Annotated in this window: 17 protein-coding genes; 8 read left to right on the forward strand and 9 right to left on the reverse strand. The window is 72.6% G+C overall.

What is annotated here, in order from left to right; translation table 11 throughout:
• Window positions 1–262: 262 nt before the first annotated feature.
• Complete coding sequence (locus tag ACFVS9_RS32290; RefSeq protein ID WP_383118234.1) at window positions 263–1,078, forward strand: SAM-dependent methyltransferase; 816 nt, start codon at window positions 263–265, stop codon at window positions 1,076–1,078.
• Between the two features lie 165 nt (window positions 1,079–1,243).
• Here the strand turns inward: ACFVS9_RS32290 and ACFVS9_RS32295 are convergent, their stop codons facing one another.
• Window positions 1,244–1,999 carry a DUF998 domain-containing protein gene (locus ACFVS9_RS32295; RefSeq protein WP_389938236.1) on the reverse strand — a complete coding sequence of 252 codons (756 nt, stop codon included), beginning with the start codon at window positions 1,997–1,999 and terminating at the stop codon, window positions 1,244–1,246.
• A gap of 194 nt (window positions 2,000–2,193) precedes the next feature.
• Here ACFVS9_RS32295 and ACFVS9_RS32300 point away from each other — a divergent pair, with 194 nt between their 5' ends.
• Window positions 2,194–2,457, forward strand: a complete 264-nt coding sequence (locus ACFVS9_RS32300; RefSeq protein ID WP_389938239.1) for a DUF5133 domain-containing protein — start codon at window positions 2,194–2,196, stop codon at window positions 2,455–2,457.
• A 121-nt stretch (window positions 2,458–2,578) separates the two neighbouring features.
• On the forward strand, window positions 2,579–3,208 hold the full coding sequence (locus tag ACFVS9_RS32305; RefSeq protein WP_389938241.1) for a TMEM175 family protein: 630 nt from the start codon (window positions 2,579–2,581) through the stop codon (window positions 3,206–3,208).
• 57 nt (window positions 3,209–3,265) lie between these two features.
• Here the strand turns inward: ACFVS9_RS32305 and ACFVS9_RS32310 are convergent, their stop codons facing one another.
• The 5 genes from ACFVS9_RS32310 to otnK form a co-directional block, all read right to left on the reverse strand.
• Window positions 3,266–3,622 carry a hypothetical protein gene (locus tag ACFVS9_RS32310; protein ID WP_383118981.1) on the reverse strand — a complete coding sequence of 119 codons (357 nt, stop codon included), beginning with the start codon at window positions 3,620–3,622 and terminating at the stop codon, window positions 3,266–3,268.
• 162 nt (window positions 3,623–3,784) lie between these two features.
• Window positions 3,785–5,503: an acyl-CoA dehydrogenase family protein gene (locus tag ACFVS9_RS32315; RefSeq protein WP_383118980.1), complete on the reverse strand. Its 1,719-nt coding sequence runs from the start codon at window positions 5,501–5,503 to the stop codon at window positions 3,785–3,787.
• A gap of 53 nt (window positions 5,504–5,556) precedes the next feature.
• Window positions 5,557–6,123 carry a PadR family transcriptional regulator gene (locus ACFVS9_RS32320; RefSeq protein ID WP_383118979.1) on the reverse strand — a complete coding sequence of 189 codons (567 nt, stop codon included), beginning with the start codon at window positions 6,121–6,123 and terminating at the stop codon, window positions 5,557–5,559.
• A gap of 87 nt (window positions 6,124–6,210) precedes the next feature.
• Window positions 6,211–6,852: a class II aldolase/adducin family protein gene (locus tag ACFVS9_RS32325; protein ID WP_383118767.1), complete on the reverse strand. Its 642-nt coding sequence runs from the start codon at window positions 6,850–6,852 to the stop codon at window positions 6,211–6,213.
• Window positions 6,849–8,132, reverse strand: a complete 1,284-nt coding sequence (otnK, locus tag ACFVS9_RS32330) for a 3-oxo-tetronate kinase (RefSeq protein ID WP_389938246.1) — start codon at window positions 8,130–8,132, stop codon at window positions 6,849–6,851. Before otnK ends, ACFVS9_RS32325 begins: the two co-directional genes overlap by 4 nt.
• 198 nt (window positions 8,133–8,330) lie before the next feature.
• Here otnK and ACFVS9_RS32335 point away from each other — a divergent pair, with 198 nt between their 5' ends.
• From ACFVS9_RS32335 to ACFVS9_RS32345, 3 genes are all read left to right on the forward strand, one after another.
• A complete protein-coding gene (locus ACFVS9_RS32335; RefSeq protein ID WP_389938249.1) occupies window positions 8,331–9,731 on the forward strand; it encodes a homoserine dehydrogenase in 1,401 nt (466 codons plus the stop codon).
• On the forward strand, window positions 9,731–11,089 hold the full coding sequence (locus ACFVS9_RS32340) for a gluconate:H+ symporter (protein ID WP_383118776.1): 1,359 nt from the start codon (window positions 9,731–9,733) through the stop codon (window positions 11,087–11,089). Before ACFVS9_RS32335 ends, ACFVS9_RS32340 begins: the two co-directional genes overlap by 1 nt.
• Before the next feature lie 85 nt (window positions 11,090–11,174).
• Window positions 11,175–11,966, forward strand: coding sequence for a DeoR/GlpR family DNA-binding transcription regulator (locus tag ACFVS9_RS32345; protein ID WP_383118770.1), 792 nt, complete (start codon window positions 11,175–11,177; stop codon window positions 11,964–11,966).
• 65 nt (window positions 11,967–12,031) lie between these two features.
• On the opposite strand, the gene ACFVS9_RS32350 is transcribed toward ACFVS9_RS32345, so the two are convergent.
• From ACFVS9_RS32350 to ACFVS9_RS32360, 3 genes are all read right to left on the reverse strand, one after another.
• A complete protein-coding gene (locus ACFVS9_RS32350; protein WP_383118771.1) occupies window positions 12,032–12,961 on the reverse strand; it encodes an oxidoreductase in 930 nt (309 codons plus the stop codon).
• A 115-nt stretch (window positions 12,962–13,076) separates the two neighbouring features.
• Window positions 13,077–13,631, reverse strand: a complete 555-nt coding sequence (locus ACFVS9_RS32355; protein WP_383118772.1) for an NUDIX hydrolase — start codon at window positions 13,629–13,631, stop codon at window positions 13,077–13,079.
• Between the two features lie 64 nt (window positions 13,632–13,695).
• A complete protein-coding gene (locus tag ACFVS9_RS32360) occupies window positions 13,696–14,841 on the reverse strand; it encodes a PP2C family protein-serine/threonine phosphatase (protein WP_383118773.1) in 1,146 nt (381 codons plus the stop codon).
• A 230-nt stretch (window positions 14,842–15,071) separates the two neighbouring features.
• Between ACFVS9_RS32360 and ACFVS9_RS32365 the strand changes: the two genes are divergently transcribed.
• Both ACFVS9_RS32365 and ACFVS9_RS32370 read left to right on the forward strand, forming a co-directional pair.
• On the forward strand, window positions 15,072–15,728 hold the full coding sequence (locus ACFVS9_RS32365) for a DUF4232 domain-containing protein (protein WP_389938253.1): 657 nt from the start codon (window positions 15,072–15,074) through the stop codon (window positions 15,726–15,728).
• Window positions 15,729–15,754: 26 nt separating this feature from the next.
• Window positions 15,755–16,816 (forward strand): bile acid:sodium symporter family protein, encoded by a 1,062-nt coding sequence (locus tag ACFVS9_RS32370; protein WP_383118775.1) that lies wholly within the window; start codon window positions 15,755–15,757, stop codon window positions 16,814–16,816.
• The last annotated feature ends 36 nt before the right edge of the window (window positions 16,817–16,852 follow it).

A 16,852-nucleotide genomic window follows, 5' to 3' on the forward strand; every position in this document is an offset into this window, starting at 1 on the left:
GCCCACCGCCACCTGCACCACCACCTGACCCACCCCACACCCGGCAGAACCGGTGGAGGCGGCGGCCCTGCCCACCGCCCCCACCGGCAACCACCCGTCGGCTCAGGGCAGCCCGCACCGACCTGGTACGTAGGCGACATCACCGGCGAAGTACCCTACCCGGACAACGGAGTTGGGCTCCGGCTGACGCCTTTCGCACCGGCCTTCCCTATTCTGTTCGCAAGCTGATCATCCGCTGCCGCGCACACCCAGGAGTTTCGCCATGTCCCGACCGGAGAACGGTGCCCCCGCCCTGCGCATCGACACCAGCAGACCCCATCCCGCCCGGATGTACGACTGGTTCCTCGGTGGCAAGGACAACTATCCGGTCGACGAGGCGATGGGCCGGCAGATGCTCGCCGTGGAGCCCGGGGTCCCGGTCATGGCGAAGGTGAACCGGGCCTTCATGCACCGCGCCACCCGGTGGCTGACCGACCAGGGGATACGGCAGTTCCTCGACATCGGCACCGGGATCCCCACCGAGCCGAATCTGCATCAGGTGGCCCAGGGGGCCGCTCCCTCGACACGGGTCGTCTACTGCGACAACGACCCGATCGTCCTGGCGCACGCCGAGGCGCTGCTGAAGGGCACCGACGAGGGCGCCATCGACTACGTGCAGGCCGACGCGCGCGACGTGGACGCCATTCTCGAACACGCCGGCAAGACCCTGGACTTCAGCCGGCCGGTGGCGCTCTCGATGATCGCGCTGCTGCACTTCGTGAGCGACGAGGACGGCGCCTACGAGCTGGTGGACCGGCTGACCGAGGTGCTCGCACCGGGCAGCCACGTGGTCATCTCGCACCTCACGGCGGACTTCCACCCGGCGGCGGCCCGCAAGGTCGACGAGATGTACAAGGCCAACACGCTCACGCTGGCGCCCCGCACCCGTGACCAGTTCTCCCGCTTCTTCGACGGACTCGACATCATCGAGCCCGGCATCGTGGCGGCCGAGGCGTGGCACCCCGAGCTGGGCGAGCCGGTCGCTGGCCAGGACGACGTCATCAGCGCCGGGTACGTGGCGGTCGGCCGCAAGCCGTAACCCGTCCTCCGTCCGGCGCACCGGCGGGTTCCCGGTGCCGTCGCTTCCCGAGGGAGGCGACGGCACCGGGACGCGGACAGCGGGGCGCCGGTCCCCGCCCTGCCCCGGCTCCTGCGGTGTGCCAGGCCGTCGGGGCCGGTGACCGGGGCCGCGCCCGCCCCCGGTTCACACCGGCTGCCGGTCCTCGTCGACGTGCCGGAAACAGGAGACGGCCACGACGAGCGGCCAGAACGTCTGCGCGAAGGTGATCACGCGCTCGGCCGCCCCCGCGATGTCGAAGAGGTACAGGGCCAGCAGGAACCAGGCCCCGCCGAGCCATATCAGCGCTGCCGCCGTGACGGAGGGCGTACGCCGCAGCCCCCACGGCGCCGACCGGCCCGGTCCTGGGACCACCGGACCGGAGCCGGGCCTCGCCGGGTCGGACCCGGGGACCACCGGACCGGATCCGGGCGCCACCGGGTCGGACCCGGGGACCACCGGGCCCGGCGGGGTGTCCTTCGCCCGTGCCGGTGCGGGACGCGGGCGCATGATGCCCCGGCGGACCGCCAGGACCGGCCAGAGTGCGAGCAGCGAGAAGCCGACGGTCACGATCACGCCGTGCGGGAACGAGCCGCCGCTGCTGGGCGCGGGGAACAGGGCCAGCAGCATCGCCGAGAGCCCGCCGCCGGCGAGAGCGGCCCGGCCGTACGGCGCGGCGGGGCGCAGTCCCGACGCGGTGATCACATGACAGGCCCCCAGGGCGACCAGGGCCGATGTCATCACCCAGTACCCGGCGGCGCCGTCGGCGGCGAGGATACTGATCGTCGTCGTCACGGGGTTGTAGCCGGGCCCCTGCAGCTTCGCCGCGACCGTCCAGCCCCCGACGAGGAGGACCGGGGCGCTCACGGAGGAGATCAGGACCCACCAAGAGACAGATCGCATCGGTGAACGGTAGAACGCCCGAACCGGCAAATGCCGGTGTACACGCAGGCGAACGCGTACTCCGCCCTCGAGCGGGTAGACGCGTGACGCCGGGTCACATGACGGTGCGTGAACCGCACCGCTGGACCTGCCCGGCGACGGCCCCCACCAGGAGCGCCGTCTCGGACGTGGATCGAACCGGAGGAAGACCCGCTGTGCTGACACCCAGTCCTCAGGACCTCAGAGTGGCTCTGGCCCGTTACGCCGACGCACGGATCGAGGACGCGCGCCGCTCCACCGACGCCACCGCCAGGATCGTGGAGGACGCGGCCTACACCCTGTGCGTGATGACCGGAACCCAGGCCGTACCGCAGGCCCTGCACGCCGCCGACAGCATGCTCGGCGTGCGGGCGACGGTCTCCCCCGCGCTTCGCCGGTCCGCCGGCACCCAGCGGGACGACAGCCTCCAGGCCGTCTGAGCGGCGGGCGGTCCGAGCGGCGGGCGGTCCGGGGGAGGCATGCCGCTCCGTACGGTGCGCGGCATGCCCGCCGTCGGCCTAATCCGGCACCCCGTCGCCCCGCCCCCTGGACGCTGGGCGGGTGGACACCACCCGAGCGGAACCGGGCGACGGGAAGAACGCCGAGCGCCTGACCGCTCTGTCCGACGGCATCTTCGCGATCGCCATGACCCTGCTGGTACTCGATGTCCGGGTTCCGCCGGGCCTGAGCGGGGACGGCTTCCGGGACGCCGTCCGCGAGGTGCTGCCGGACCTCGGCGCCTATGCCCTGAGCTTCGCGATCCTGGCCGCCTTCTGGCGGGACCACCGCCGGATCGTGCGGCTGGTGCCCCGCTTCGAGGGGCTGTCGCTGAAGCTCGCGCTCCTCTGGCTGGGCATGATCGCGCTGATCCCCTTCCCGACCTCGCTGCTGTCGGAGTACGCCTCCGAGCCGCTGGCGGTCGCCGTCTACGCGGGCGCGGTGTGCGTCACCAACCTGCTGGAACTGGCGGTGCTCGGGTCAGGCCTGCGGGGGGCGCGGTCCTCCCGTCCCGGCGCGGAGGGAGCCGCCCGCTTCGTGGCCGCCGATCTCGGGAGCACCGCCCTGGTCTTCGGCGCCACCGTCCCGCTCGCCTACGCGGTCTCCCCCGCCACGGCCATGTGGTCGTGGCTGGTGCTCCTCCCGGTCAAGGCCGTGATGGGCCGCAGAAGCCGCCGGGCCCACGGCCCCTGACCGGAGCCGGACGGTGGCCCGGCGCCGCCGGGCGGTTCCGGTGGCGCCGGGCACCCGTCATTCGGGGGCCGCGGCCAGGGATTCGTAGTACGCGCCGAGCTTGCGCAGGTAGAAGAGGTCGCCGGTGTCCTGATCACGCTCGAACCGCGGGGCTTCCTTGATCTGCTCCTTGGTGCACCCGACCTTGATCACCTGTGCGGCGTCGTCGACGGCGGTCACCATGCCGGCCGGCACGACGACGCTCCTCCCGAACTTCCAGACGCCCGCGTCGATCACCAGGTGGTCGAAGCCCGGTACCGGCGAGAGCCGGATGACGGTGCCCACGCTCCCGTCCGGTGCCTCCACGCCGTATCCGATCACTTCGTCGCCCAGCGCGTGGTCCAGCTGTGCCTGACCTACCCAGACCGTGTCCATGGTCACCTCCTCCTGGCAGCCGGCCGATTCCGGCCGCCGGACCTTCCATATGCCCCGACAAGCGCAGGCGATGCGGACCGAACGCATGCCCGAGCGGCCGGTGTTCCCCGGGCCCGCCCGCCCGGCGGCCCGGCGGCCGGTGACGTGGGGCTTCCGTGCCGGCTACCCGGCCATCTCGTACGCCCCGGACAGTGCCTGGACCCGGTCCCAGACGCGGGCCGAGCGCGCCTCGTCCATGACGGGCCGCCGTACGGCGGCGAGGGCCCAGCGCTGCTGCTCCTCGGTCGCCGAGCCCTTGCCGTGCAGCTCGACCGCGGTCGCGGAGAAGTCGCGGACGAGCACGGAGAAGAGTTCGTCAAGCACGTCCTCGTCCAGGCCGGTCAGCCGCGCCTGCTCCAGGATCAGCTGACCGTGGACCACCAGGGCGAAGAGCTGGCCGACGGACAGCAGGAAGTCGAGGTCGCGGCTCTGGCGTTCGTCGGGCGCGGAGTCCGTGACGAAGCCGCACAGCGCGTCCGCCTGTTCCCGGAAACGCGCGACGTTGGGGACCGCGGCGTACGCGTCGTAGGCCGGGCGCCAGTCGTGGAAGCGCACGGAGCCGAGGCCGCGGGCCGGTCCCTGCCGGAAGAGGAACGCGTCGTCCGCGGCGTCCAGACGCGTCGTCACGGGCTCGTACCCGGCGGGCTCCAGGAGGTGGCTGCGCATGAACTTCAGGATGAGGGCGAGGTTGACGTGCACCGTGCCCTCCAGCTTGGGCAGGCTGCGGATCTCCACGGCCGCCTGCGCGAAGTACGTGTCCTTCTCGAAGCCCTTGGCGGCGATGACGTCCCACATCAGGTCGATGACCTTCTCGCCCTCCGTGGTCACCTTCATCTTCGTCATCGGGTTGAACAGCAGGTACCGGCGGTCCTCGGGTCCGGCCGTGCGGAAGTAGTCGACGGCGCGGTCGCTGAAGAGCTTCATGCCGACCAGCCGGACGTAGGCGTCGGCGAGCTCACGGCGGACGTGCGGGAAGGCCGTCACGGGGCGGCCGTAGAGGACGCGGTTGTGGGCGTGGGTGACGGCCTCGTACATGGCGTGTTCGCAGATGCCGATCGACGCGGTGCAGAGGTTGAACTTGCCCACGTTGACGGTGTTGAGGGCGGCGTCGAAGGCCGCCCGGCCGGTGTGCAGGACGTCGTCGGGGCCGACGGGGTAGCCGTCGAGGCGGAACTCGCTGACGTACTTGGAGGAGTCGACGACGTTCTTCACGAGGTGGTAGGCGCCGTGGCGGCTGTCGGCGGCGAAGAAGACGTATCCGTCGGGGCCCTCGACGTCCGTGCGGCGGCCGAAGACGGAGACGAGACCGGCGGCGTTGCCGTTGCCTATGTAGTACTTCGAGCCGGTGGCCAGGAACCCGCCGTCGCCGTCGGGTTCCAGGAGCATGTCGGTGGAATAGATGTCGGCGCCGTGCTCCTTCTCCGAGAGGCCGAAGGCGAACACCTCGCCCTCGGAGAGGAGCTGTGCCGCGCGGCTGCGGGCGGCGGCGTTGTCGCTCTGCCAGACCGGGCCGAGGCCGAGGATGGTCACCTGCCAGGCGTACCAGTAGTCGAGGCCGTAGAACCCGAGGATCTCGTTGAGCGCGGCGATCCGGGCGGTGTCCCAGCGCTGGTCCTCGTGCCGGGCGGCGGACGCGGGAGTGAGGAAGGTGGCGAACAGCCCTTCCTCCGAGGCGAACGCGAGGAAGTCACCCAGCCAGGCGCGGGACCGGTAGTCCTCGGTCACCCGGCGCCTGCCCCGGTCCTCGAACCAGTCGATGGTGGCGCGCAGCAGCCTGCGGGTCTCGGGGTCGAAGTGCGCCGGGTCGTAGGTGCGCGGGTCGAGGAGCAGCGGGTCGGCCATGGTGGTGTACGCCTTCCGAGGGGTCGGGGACGGGAGGAGGGACGCGGGACGGTTCAGGCGCGCGGGCCGGCGGCGGCGAGCGCGTGGAGGGTGGCGAGCACGTCGTCGAGCCAGGCGACCGTCATGCGCTCGTACGCGATGCCGCCGCGCAGCACGACGTGCTGGAGCTCCTGGCCGGTGTCGAGGGGGACGGGGGCGTCGGGCCCGGTGAAGTCACGCAGCTCCCCGGCGAGGTAGTGCGCGAGCCGGTCGCTGTGCACCCGGTGGTGCCGTTCGACCTCGTGGAGCAGCGCGGCCGGGTCGTCGAAGGCGGCGCCGCGGATCTTCACGGCGAGGTCGTGGCGGAGGCTCTCGGGTTCGACGGGCTCGTGCAGCCAGCCGGAGAGGGCGGCGCGGCCTGGGGCGGCGACGGAGTACTCCTTCTTGTCCGGCCGGCGCTCCTGCGGGATGGCGCGGACGTCGAGCAGGCCGTCGCTCTCCATGCGTCCGAGGACGCGGTAGATCTGCTGGTGCGTGGCGGTCCAGAAGTATCCGATGGACCGCTCGAACCTCCGGGCCAGCTCGTAGCCCGAGCCCGGCTGTTCCAGCAGGGAGACGAGGATCGCGTGTTCGAGCGCCATGCCCCGATCGTTCTATGCAACTGATTGCATAGCAAGGGGCGGCGGCCGGGTGAGACGCTCCTCACCCGGCCGCCGCCGCGCGTCGTCTCAGCGCTCACCCCACGGCGAGCCGTACTTCTGCGCGAGCGCGCCCGCCTCGTCGGGGGTCAGCAGCCGGGGGGAGCGTTCCCCCAGGGCCAGGAGCAGGGCGGACACCTCCTCCAGTTCGACCGCGGCGTCGACGGCGTGGGCCATCGTGGGGCCGGCGAGGACGGGCCCGTGGTTCTGGAGGAGCGCGGCGCGGAGCGGGAAGGGCAGCCGGGCCAGGGCCTCGGCCTGGTCCGCGTCGCCGGGCGGGGCGTACGGGACGAGGGGGGTCTGCCCGACCCGCATCACGAAGTACGGGGTCAGCGGCGGCACCGCGCTCCTGGGGGACCACGGCGGGAGGCAGGACACCGCGGTGGAGTTGCGGGCGTGCAGGTGGACGACGGCGCGGGTGCCGGCGTCCCGCCGGTAGAAGGCGCTGTGCAGGGGGAACTCCTTCGACGGGCGCGGCCCGTCGAGGTGGGTGCCGTCGAGGGCGAGCACGCTGAGTCCGCCGGGGTCGACCTCGGCGAGGTCGGCGCCGGTGGGGGTGATGAGGATGTGGTCGCCGGCCCGGACGCTGAGGTTGCCGGAGGAGCCGGGGCTGAGCCCCAGGGCTGCCAGCCGGGCGCCGGCGGCGGCGAGGTCGGTGCGGGGGTCGCTCATGCCAGGGCGCTCCAGGCTTCGGTGAAGATGGCGGTGTCGCCGAAGTTGCCCGACTTCAGGGCGAGGTCCACGGTGTGGTCCCGGCCGTGCGCCCGGCCTTCGGCGCGTGCCCAGGTGACGCCCGGGGCGATGGGCGAGCCGATGGACAGGGTGCGCACGCCGAGGGCCGTGACGACGGCGCCGGAGGTCTCGCCGCCTGCCACGAGGAGGCGGCGCGCACCCTCGGCGACGAGCCCGGTGGCGCAGGCGGCGAGGGCCCGCTCGACCAGTTCCGAGGCGGGCGGGCCGTCGTGCGGCTCCGGCTGCTCGAGGTCGGCGAGGTCGTCGACGGCGTAGATGAGGGGCGGCTTCCCGGGGGCGTCGTCCCAGGCACGGCGTGCGAAGGCGACGAGTCCGGCGACCGTGCCGTCGAAGTCGGCGCGCAGGGCGGCGAGGTCGAGTTTGCGGTACGGAAGGAGTCCGCGGGCGTGGGCGACCTGGGCCCGGGTCGCGGACGAGGCGCTGCCGGAGAGGACGACACCGGGGTCACCCGGGCGGGAGGCGGGCGTGGCCCGGGCGGCGGCCGCGTGCGGACCGGTGAGCCCGAGGGCGAGTCCGGCCGCGCCGGTGACGAGGGTGAGGTGCGCCGCCGCCTCGCAGACGGTCACCAGGTCCTCGTCGCTCACGGCGTCCACGACGACGAGGGCGTCCGCGAGCTCGGGGGCGTCGAGCGCGGATCGCAGTGCGTCCCTCCCCCGGCGCACGGTGTCGAGGCCGACGAGGCGGACCGGGTGGCCGGTCTGCGGGGCGAGCAGCCGTCCGACGTGGGAGTCGAGCATCGGCGTGAGGGGGTGGTGCCGCATCGGGCTCTCGTCGAGGAGTTCGTCGTGGACGAAGAGGCGGCCCTTGTAGACGGTGCGTCCGGTGGCGGGGAACGAGGGGACGACGACCGTGCGGTGCTCGCCCAGCTCCGCGAGGAGTGCGTCGGCGACGGGGCCGATGTTGCCGCCGGGGGTGGAGTCGAAGGTGGAGCAGTACTTGAAGTAGAAGCGCTCACAGCCCGCCCGCCGCAGGGCGCGCAGGGTCGCGAGGGAGGCGCCGACGGCCTCCTCCACCGGAGCGGTGCGCGACTTGAGGGCCACCACCACCGCGTCGGCGTCACGCACAGCCGCTTCCCCCGGACCGCCGGAGAGGGCCTCCGGGCCCACGGCCACCACGGTCCGGTGGCCCCGGGCGACGAGCATGGTGGCGAGATCGGTTGCTCCGGTGAAGTCGTCGGCGATGGCCCCGAGGGTCGGCATCGGACCTCCTTGCGTCGGGATGCGGTGCCAGGTGGAGTTCCCCAGCATCTCTATGTGAAAAAATGTTAACAGACTTTACGCAGGCGATATCTGCTGGTACATCTTGTTAACACGCTCCCCTGCGGTGCTCGTGCCGTTGCCGAGACCGCGTCCTGCCGGAGCCGTTGAACCGAGCCGTGTGCCCGCCTAGGAGAGCCCATGAATCTGCATCACCTGTTCGCCGGAACCGGCGACCGGACCGTGCGCTACGCACTGTCCGGAGCCGGCGGCGGCTTCGCCCGGACCCTGCTGGCCCAGACCCCGCGCATCGGGCGTCTGGCCCCGGCCGTCCTGTGCGACCGTGACGTGGAGCGGCTGCGCGAGATGCTCGTCGAGCTCGGTTACCCGGCTGACCGCCTGAGCGTCTGCGCGGACGCCGACGGGGTCGCGCGCGCCGTGGAGGAAGGGTCCGTCGCCCTGGTCGCGGACGGCGCTCTGCTGTCGGCGGCCCCCTGGGACATCCTGGTGGAGGCGACCGGCAGCCCCGCCGACGGTTACGCGATGGCCCGTGAGGCCCTGACCGGCGGGCGTCACGTCGCCATGGTGAGCAAGGAGGTCGACTCCGTCGCCGGGCTGCACCTCGCGGACCTGGCCCGGGACAACGGCGTCGTCTACACCACGGCCGACGGCGACCAGCCCGCGAATCTCATCGCGCTCGTGACCTGGGCCGAGCTGCTCGGCCTGGACATCGTGGCGATCGGCAAGTCCAGCGAGTACGACCTCGTCTTCGACCCCGCCACCGGCTCGGTCACCCAGCTGGACACCACGGTCCCGGCTCCGGAGCTGGCGAGCCTGCTCGGCCTCGGTTCCGACGTGCGCGCCACGCTGGCCGCCCGCGCGGTCGCGGTGACCGCCCTGCCGACCGGTGCCACCGCCGACTACTGCGAGATGGCGGTGGTCGCCACGAACACCGGCTTCCGGCCGGACGTCGAGCGCCTGCACTACCCGGTCGCCCGGATCGCCGAACTGGCCGACGTCTACGCCCTGCGCGAGGACGGCGGTCTGCTGCACCGCACCGGCGCCGTCGACGTGTTCAGCGCGCTGCGGCTGCCCGACGAGGCCTCGTTCGCCGGGGGCGTCTTCGTCGTCGTCCGCACCGGTGACCCGGTCACCTGGGAGACGCTGCGCGGCAAGGGCCACGTCGTCAGCCGAGACGGGCGCTACGCGGCCGTCTACCTGCCGTACCACCTGATGGGCGTCGAGACCCCGGTCTCCCTGCTGTCCGCCGTGCTGCACGGCCGGCCCTCCGGCGGCGCCGACCCGCGCGCCCACGCCATGCTCGCGGGGCGGGCCCGGCACGACCTGCCCGCCGGCACCGTGCTGGACATGGGCGGCCACCACCACGACGTCACGGGCGTCCAGGCCGTCCTGCTCCGCGACGAGGACGCTCCCGCGGACACGGCTCCGCTGTACCTCGCCGCGCACGCCACCCTGGCCCGCGAGGTCCGGGCCGGCTCCCTGATCACCCTCGGCGATCTCGCCGACCCGGACGCGGACCTGCTGCGCGCCTGGACCTCCGGGCGTGCCTCGCGCGCCACCGACACCACCGCGAGCCGATGATGAGTACCGACCTCCAGAACCTCCTGCTGGGCGCCGCCGCGGTCGTCGTCCTGATCCTGCTGATCACCAAGGCCAAGCTCCACCCGTTCCTGGCACTCGCCCTGTCCGCCCTGGGACTGGGGCTCGCGGCGGGCATCGGCCCGGGCGACACCGTCAAGTACTTCCAGGACGGCTTCGGTGACGCGCTGAAGAGCACCGGACCGACCATCGGTCTGGGCACCATCCTCGGCGGCATCCTGCTCGGCTCCGGAGGGGCCGACCGGATCGCCACCGCGTTCATCGGCGCCCGCCCGGTCAAGTGGATCCCGACGGCGATCACGGCCGCCGCGCTGCTCATCGGGATGCCGCACCTCTTCGACGTCAGCTTCGTGATGCTCGTCCCGCTGGTGTACGCCGTCGCCAAGCGCACCGGCACACACCTGCTGTACGTGGGACTGCCTCTCGCCGCGGGCCTCTACATCTCGCACGGCCTGCTCCCGCCGCACCCCTCCCCCACGCTCGCCGTCTCGGCGTACGAGGCGAACACCGGCCTGACCATTCTCTACGGCCTGATCATCGGCATCCCGATCGCGGTGATCAGCGGACCGCTGCTGACGAAGTTCGCCTCCCGGTGGTTCGGACCGGCCCCGGACCTGGACAACGGCCCGATCCCGGAGACGAACCCCGAGCCGGAGAACCGCAAGCGGCCGGCGTCCTTCGTGCTCGCCCTGATCACCGTGCTGCTGCCGCCCGTCCTGATGCTGATCGGGACCCTGGGCACCTCGAACACGGCGGAGGGCTCCCTGCCCTACGCGTTCTTCGAGGCGTGCGACTCCTCCGTCATATCCCTGCTGGCCGCGGTGGTCTTCGCCTTCTTCGCCCTGGGCCTGCGTTCCGGCTTCGGCCTGAACCAGCTCCAGAAGATGGCGGGCAAGGGCCTCGGGCCGGTCGGCGGGATCGTGCTGATCCTCGGCGCCGGCGGCGGTCTCAAGGCGATGCTCACGGCGACGGGGATCGACAAGCTGATCTCCGACTACGCCGTGGGCTGGTCCATCCCGCCGCTGCTGCTCGCCTGGCTGGTCGCCGCGCTGCTGCGCATCTGCCTCGGCTCGGCGACGGTGGCCACCGCGGCCGCCACCGGGATCGTCGCTCCGCTGATCGGCGCCTACCCGGGGCTCTCCCCCGAACTGCTGGTGCTCGCGACGGCATCGGGCGCGGTGATGCTCTCGCACGTCAACGACTCCGGATTCTGGCTGTTCAAGGAGTACTACCAGCTCTCGGTGGCCCAGACCTTCCGCACCTGGACCCTGATGCTGTCCCTCCAGTCGCTGCTCAGCCTCGGCGGAGTACTCCTGCTCAGCACGTTCGTCGGATCCTGAACGCCGCGTCCGGTTGGGGCGGCGCGGGCCGGGACGGCACAATCGAGCAGCGGCCGAGCGGCCGCGTGAGGAAAGGCAGGAAGCAGTGGCCGGCGAAGAGCAGTTGCCCCTGATCCCCGACCAACGGCGCGAGCTCCTTCTGAAGCATCTGCGGCGCGACGGGGTGCTCAGCGTGCAGCAGATCACCCAGCTCTTCGGCGTGTCCCACATGACCGTGCGCCGCGACATCGCGGAACTGGAGCGCCGGGGCCTGGTGTTCTCGGTGCCGGGCGGCGCCCGGATCGCCAGTCACCTCCGGAGCGAGCCCAGCTTCCAGGCCAAGTCGCTGATAGAGCAGCCGGAGAAGCAGGCCATGGCCACGGCAGCCGCCGGGCTGGTACGGGAGGGCATGACGGTCTACCTCGACGCGGGTACGACGCTGCTGGCCATGGTGCCGCTGCTCGCGCGCCACGCGTCGCTGACGGTGGTCACCAACGACTTCACGACCGTGGACCGTCTGATGGGCGCGTCGCACCTCGACGTCATACACATCGGCGGTCAGGTGGACCCGTCCAACCGGTCGAGCGTGGGCCGGCTCGCGGCCACGACACTGCGTCAGCTCGCCCTCGACATCGCCTTCATCAGCACGAGCTCCTGGGACCTGCTGCGCGGGGTGACCACCCCTTCGGCCGCGAAGGTCGAGGTCAAACAGGCGGCGATGGAGTGCACGGGGGCGAGCGTGCTGGTCGCGGGATCCTCGAAGTACGGGACGTTCGGGAAGTTCCGGGTGGCTCCGCTGAGCGCGTTCGACACCATCGTCACCGACGACTCCCTCGCCGAGGCCGCCGCCGAGGGGCTGCGGGCCGGCGGCGCCGACCTGCGGCTGGTCTCCGTCTGAGAACGCACGCGACGGTGCGCCCCCGCGCTCCCCGGAGGGAGGCGGGGGCGCACCGTCGCGTGCGTTCAGACGACGTCGGTGGCCGTCCCGGTGAGGCGCGCCGACTCGTCCCACAGCATCCGTGCCGTGTCCATATCCTGGGCACGGTCCGACATGCGGGCGGGCCCGGGTCCTCCCTTCGTCCCGCCCAGACGCCGGGGCCCGTAGTAGCTTCCGCCGAGCGCCCCGGGCAGGGTGGCCGCGTACAGCGTGGGGAGCGCGCCGACGGACGCCGGCTGGGTGTAGACGCGGGTCGCCCGCTCCAGCTTCGCCGCCCAGGTGCGCCCTGCCAGCCGTGGCCCGGCCTGTCCGAGCTCCGTGGCGGACAGTCCCGGGTGGGCCGCCAGCGCGAGCAGCCGCTTGCCGGCCCCGTCCGCACGGCGCTGGAGTTCCGCGGTGAAGAGCAGGTTGGCGAGCTTGGACTGCGCGTAGGCACGCCACTTGTCGTAGCCCCGCTCGGCGTCGAGGTTGCCGAAGTCGATCCGGCCGATGCGGTGCGCCAGCGACGACACGGTCACGACCCTCGACATGCCTCGTGCCCCGAGGAGGGGCAGCAGGTGGTGCGTGAGAGCGAAGTGGCCGAGGTGGTTGGTCCCGAACTGCATCTCGAATCCGTCGGCGGTGCGCAGCAGGGGGAGGGCCATCACTCCCGCGTTGTTGACGAGGAGATCGAGTCTGCCGTCGGTCTCCTTCGCGATGTGGTCCGCCGCCTCCGCCACGGACGACAGGTCCGCCAGATCGAGGCCGACGAGCCGGGCGTCCGACGACGGCGCGGCGCGGCGGACGGCCGCCAGCGCACGGGCGCCGCGTTCGGGGTCGCGGCAGGCGAGGACCGTCCGGGCCCCGGAGCGGGCCAGGGCGAGCGCCGTCACCGCTCCGATCCCGCTGTTGGCCCCCGTGACCACCGCGGTGGTCCCGGAGAGGTCGGGCATGTCGTCCAGGGTCCATGAGTGCATGTGTCCCGCCTCCCCGGTGAGAGCGGCCCCACACCCATGGTGACGCCTCGCGTGGCCCCGGTCCACGGATCGCGGGGCGGCACGGTGCCGGTTCGCCCCCGGCACCGGCGGGGTCTCAGTGCTTCCTGAGGAGCAGCCCCGCGGCGACGAGCCCCGCCAGGCCCATGTCCACGTCCGTGTACTCGCCGCCCAGGAGATGGTCCACGTACGCGTCCCGCGCCAGGGTGAACGGCTCGACGAACTCCTCCGCGTCAGGTGTGGGTTCGGCGACCTTGCGGCAGTCCCTGGCCAGGACCGCGTACCTCACGTGGGTCGCGTAGGACGCCAGGTACGTCCTCGTGACGATCTCGGCCGTGCCCGCCCGGTACCCGGTCTCCTCCAGGAGCTCCCGCGCCGCCGCGTCCAGCACGTCCTCTCCGGGTTCGACCATGCCGCCGGGGAGCTCCGCCAGCACCTTGCCGGGGCCGGGGCGGTACTGCCGTACGAGGATGCCCCGGCCGTCCCGGGTGAACGCGACGAGGGCGACCGTCGGTGAGCCGTACAGGATGTCCCAGTCCGAGTCCTTGCCGTCGGGCTGCACGTAGGTGCGGCATCTCACCGTCAGGTAGCCGGCGGGGTCCGGGCGCTCGCTCTTCAGCGCCCACGTCATCGCTTCACGACTTTCCGTCACGAACCGGATCATGTCCAGCCCTCCGCAGGGCAAACGGGCGGCGCCGGCGAGACCGGGTGTGCGGTCAGCCCGGGGAGGCGGCCGTACCGGTCCCGTCCCGCGGGGCGGCCGGCCCGTGCGCGGCGGGGGCGCGGTACAGGGCCAGCATGGCCTGGTCGTCCTGGGGCCGGCCGCCCGCGTGGCGCCGGACGTCCTGGATGAGCGTGTCCAGGATCTGCCCCGGCGCGAGTCCGCCGCCGGAGCGCGGGCGTCCCACGAGTGCGAGCGGCAGCCGGGCGACGGGGTCGTAGAAGCGTCCTGCGGCGTCGCGGGACTCGGTGATGCCGTCGGTGTAGCAGAGCAGGGTCGATCCGGGCGGGAACGCGAAGGTGTCGACCGGGGAGGACCACGCGCCCAGGTCGCTCATGCCCAGCGGGGGCGCCTCCTCGGACGCCTCCAGGAGCGTGGCACGGCCCTGGGCGTCCATGAGCACGGGGGGCGGATGGCCCCGGTTGACCAGGCGTACGGTCCCCAGGTCCGTGGAGAACTCCGCGATCAGGGCCGTCGTGAAGCCCTCCTCCTGCTGCTGGCCGCCGCGTCGGCCGCCCTCGCGCAGGAGGGCGCGCTCCAGCCGCGTGACGAGTTGCGGAAGGTCCTCGGACTCGTCGGCGGCGTAGCGGAAGGCACCCAGGTCGGCGCTGACGGCACTGACCGCGCCGAGCCCCTTCCCGCGCACGTCACCGACCATGACCCGGATGCCGTAGGGGGTGCTCTGCACCACGTACAGGTCCCCGCCGATCAGCGCCTCGCTCTCGGCGGGCACGTACCGTGCGTCGATGTGGAGGTCACCCAGCCGTGACGGGGGCGTGGGCAGCACTGCCCGCTGGGCGACGGCCGCGACGTGCTGCGCGCGCCGGGCACGGGCGTCCTGCTTGCGCAGCGTGCGGTGGATCAGGACGGCGAGCGCGGTGACGGCCGCCAGGGTGAGCTGGTTGGCCACGCCCGCCCGCCAGCCGAAGGTGCCGTTGAACTGCGCGAGGAGCGCGTGGACGGCCATCGCCGTGATGCCGACGCCGATGATGCCGCGCACGCCCAGGAGCGGTGCGGCGGCGACGGGTGCCGCGATGAGGAGCGGTGCGGATGTCACGTCGTGCGGGGTCACGATGTCGACCACCACGGCCAGCACGATGAGGCCTACGGGGATCCACCGGGTTCTCAGCTGTTGTGACACTCCCCTACGCTGCCCGCAAGCGCGGCACTCCGCATCCCCGGGCGGACCGCACCGGCGCACATGGCGGGGCCCGATACGGGCAGGAGTCCCTTGTGGCCTCGGGGCGGCCAGGTGCCGCTCCCCGCGCGGTGATCTTCGTTCCCGCCGCCCGGACCTCCACGGAACCATCGCATGCAGTGCACACGTAAGTGCTCGTACGGAGCAGTCGGTCCTCACCCCCAGGGGAACTCGTGCGCCTTCGGAAGACATCAGCCGTCATCGCCGCCGGGGTCGCGGCGGCGCTCTCCCTCGCCGCCTGCGACGGCAGGGTGGACAGTGGCGCCTCCGGCGCGGCGGCCTCCGCGCCCCCGTCCACGCCGGGGTCGGAGGGAGCGCCCTCCGGCTCCGCCGCACCCGGCGCCACCCCGGGCCCGGACGCCACGGAGGGGTCCGGGCGAGGAGACACACAGGCATCGGCGTCCGCCTCGTCCCCGGCCCCCCGGCCTCCGTCGGGTGACACCTGCCGGACCGCCGACCTCTCCTTCAGCAGTTCGGGCGGCATGGCGGAGGGTGAGGTACTGATCAATCTGAGGAACTCCGGATCCACGGCCTGCTCGATGCGCGGCTTCCCCGGCCTGGACCTCAAGGGCGAGGCCGGGACCGTGAGCGCCGGGCGCAGCAACGGCCGGTCGGCCCCGACGGTCCGGCTGGCACCCGGGGAGGGCACCAACTTCTCCCTGCACTTCCCGCCGGACACCGGGGGCGGCTCGGGCGCCGTGTTCACCTCGGCGCTCGTGACACCGCCGAACGAGACCCGCTCCCACCGCATGTCGCTCTCCGTCGGCGTTCCCGCGGACCCCGGTTCCGCCGCGCGCATCACGGTGGACCCGGTCGGCTCCGGCAAGTAGCGACGCATCCTGGACAACCCGTCCACATGGTGAGACCGGTTTGCGGTGACCCATGCCCGCGGCGTCTCATCTCGGCTGTGCAAACCGAACAGATAACCCCTGATCAACCGGCCTCCGACGACAAGGCGGCGCGGCGCGCCGTCACCGTGTTCCCGGTCCTCGTTCTCGTGGCGGGAGTGGCGGGCCTCGTCACCCCGGGCACGTTCGACGGCTGGACGGAGTCGGTTCCGTACCTGCTGGGGATCGTCATGTTCTGCATGGGCCTGACGATGACCCCGCTCGACTTCAGGGGTGTGGCGAAACGCCCGTGGGCCGTGGCGATCGGGCTGGTCGCGCACTACGTGATCATGCCGGGACTCGGGTGGGCCATCGCCCATCTGCTCGGACTGCCTCCCCAGCTGGCGGCGGGGCTCATCCTGGTCGGCTGCGCGCCGAGCGGCACGGCGTCGAACGTGGTGACGTTCCTCGCCCGGGGTGACGTGGCCCTGTCGGTCTCCGTCGCCACCGTCTCCACCCTGGTCGCCCCTCTGGTGACGCCGCCGCTCACACTGCTGCTGGCGGGCGCCTACCTGCCGGTGGACGCCGGATCGATGATCACGGACATCCTGAAAACGGTCCTGCTGCCGGTCCTCGGCGGTCTGGTGGTGCGGCTGGTCGCGGGCAAGCTGGTGGACCGGGTGCTGGGCCTGATGCCCTGGCTGTCGTCGCTGGCCATCGCCGCGATCGTCTGCGCCGTCGTGGCGGGGAGCGCCGGTGCGATCAAGTCGGCCGCCGTGACGGTCCTGATCGCCGTCGTGCTGCACAACGGGCTCGGACTCGCCCTCGGCTACGGCGCGGGCAAGCTCTCGGGGCTGGGCAAGCCCGCCAGCCGGGCCATGGCCTTCGAGGTCGGCATGCAGAACTCCGGACTCGCCGCCTCGCTGGCGACGGCGCACTTCAGCCCGCTGGCCGCCCTGCCGGCCGCCGTCTTCTCGGTGTGGCACAACATCTCGGGGGCCCTGGTCGCCGCCTGGATGGCGCACCGGTCGCGGCGTGACGAGGCCGCGCCCCCGGTGGCGGCGACGGCCGCGACCGCCGGGGGGTCCTGACCGCAGGGTCCAGCGCGCGAAGGCGTTCGTCCGGAG

Origin of the sequence: Streptomyces sp. NPDC058008 (genome assembly GCF_042886395.1) — a bacterium.
Lineage (GTDB): Bacteria > Actinomycetota > Actinomycetes > Streptomycetales > Streptomycetaceae > Streptomyces.